Raw genomic sequence first — 1,677 nt, forward strand, 5'->3', positions numbered from 1 at the left:
GTGGTGCGGGCCTCCGTGCCGCTGATGGAGCTCGCCGCGCGGCGCTGCGCCGCGGCCGGGCCCGGGGACCGGGTGGCGGGGCCGCTCGGCGCCTACCTGGAGCGGCACGTCGAGGAGGAGCGCGGCCACGACGACTGGCTGCTGGAGGACCTGGCGGCCGCCGGCGCCGCGCCGGACGCGGGTCCGCCGCCGGTGGCCGCGGCCCGGCTGGTCGGCCCGCAGTACTACTGGATCGAGCACGTCCACCCGGTGGCCCTGCTCGGCTACATGACGGTGCTGGAGGGCCATGCGCCGGCGCCGTGGCTGGCCGGCCGGCTCGCCGCGGAGACCGGTCTGCCGACGGCGGCCTTCCGCACCGTGCACGACCACGCCGTGCTCGACGCCGGCCACCGGGCCGACCTGGACGCCCTGTTGGACGGTCTGCCGCTGGACGTCCGGCAGGAGAGCGCCGTCACGGTGAGCGCCCTGCACACCGTCACCGCCACCACCCATCTGTTCCGTTCGCTGGCCCACCCCGGCCCGTCCTCTGGAGACCCCGCATGAACCCCGCCGACGACCCCGTGCTCACCGCCCTCGCCGCGGCCGGCTTCCCCGTCGCCACCTTCACCGACGAGCAGCTGGGCGTGTTCCGCACCCTCGGCGCGGAGGAGCTGGCGCTGCTGCTCGACCTCAAGGCGCGCCTCGACGAGGTGGAGCCGGAGGTGCAGGCGCACACCACGGTGGCCGGCGGCGCCCTGTTCTGATCGTCCGGTCCTGACGTTCCGTCACTTCTTCGGAGAGGAGGCCGCCGTGGCCTGTCCCAGCTGCGCGGGTGAGCCGCCCGCCGGTGCCCGCTTCTGCCCGTACTGCGGTGCCGCGCTCGCCGCCGCGGCCGTGTCCGCGGCCCGTGCGGACGAACGCCGGATGGTCAGCGTGCTCTTCTGCGACCTGGTCGGCTCCACCGCGCTCTCCGGCCGGCTCGACCCGGAGGCGCTGCGCTCGGTGACCCTGCGGTACTTCGAGCTGATGACGGAGCGGATCGAGGCGCACGGAGGCCGGGTCGAGAAGTTCATCGGCGACGCGGTGATGGCCGTGTTCGGCATCCCGGTGATGCACGAGGACGACGCCCGCCGGGCGGCCGCCGCCGCCCTCGACATGGTCGACGCGCTGGCCGGGCTGAACGACCGGCTCGCCGTCCTCGGGGTGCGGCTGAACGTCCGGATCGGCGTCAACACCGGTGAGGCGGTGGCCAGTACGGACGCCTCCGCCCGGCAGGCGCTGGTCTCCGGCGAGGTGGTGAACGTGGCCGCCCGGCTGGAGCAGAACGCCGCCGCCGGCGAGATCCTGATCGGCCCGGACACCCTGCGGGCGATCGGCCCGAACGCGGCGCTGACCGAGCCGGCCGGCCCGCTCGCCCTCAAGGGCAAGACCGAGCCCGTCCCCGCGCACCGGCTGCTGGCCCTGCACGGCGACGCCCCGGAGCTGCTCCGCCGCTTCGACACCCCGTTCGTCGGCCGCGAGGCCGAACTGCGGCTGCTGGACGAGGCGTTGGCGCGCACCGTGGCGGGCGGCGCCCGGCTGCTCACCGTGCACGGCGAGGCCGGGCTCGGCAAGACCCGGCTGGTCCGCGAGTGGCTGGCCCGCACCGGGGTGCGGCACGGCGCCGGCCGCTGCCGCCCGTACGGCGACCGGGGCAGC

Annotated in this window: 3 protein-coding genes; all 3 read left to right on the top strand. The window is 76.3% G+C overall.

Annotated features, from left to right (window positions below):
• A partial coding sequence (locus ABZ641_RS36260; RefSeq protein WP_359988748.1) for an iron-containing redox enzyme family protein occupies positions 1-543 on the top strand: 543 nt, incomplete at its 5' end.
• Positions 540-743 (top strand): aroma-sacti cluster domain-containing protein, encoded by a 204-nt coding sequence (locus tag ABZ641_RS36265; protein WP_359988750.1) that lies wholly within the window; start codon positions 540-542, stop codon positions 741-743. The genes ABZ641_RS36260 and ABZ641_RS36265, both read left to right, overlap by 4 nt.
• Positions 744-903: 160 nt before the next feature.
• On the top strand, positions 904-1,677 hold a 774-nt coding region (locus ABZ641_RS36270; RefSeq protein WP_359988752.1), incomplete at its 3' end, for an adenylate/guanylate cyclase domain-containing protein.

This window comes from Kitasatospora sp. NPDC007106, assembly GCF_040634455.1.
GTDB classification, from domain to species: domain Bacteria; phylum Actinomycetota; class Actinomycetes; order Streptomycetales; family Streptomycetaceae; genus Kitasatospora; species Kitasatospora arboriphila.

Coding starts and splice junctions, on each gene's coding strand:
- ABZ641_RS36265 (WP_359988750.1), top strand. CDS start 540: ATGAACCCCGCCGACGACCCCGTGCTCACCGCCCTCGCCGCGGCCGGC.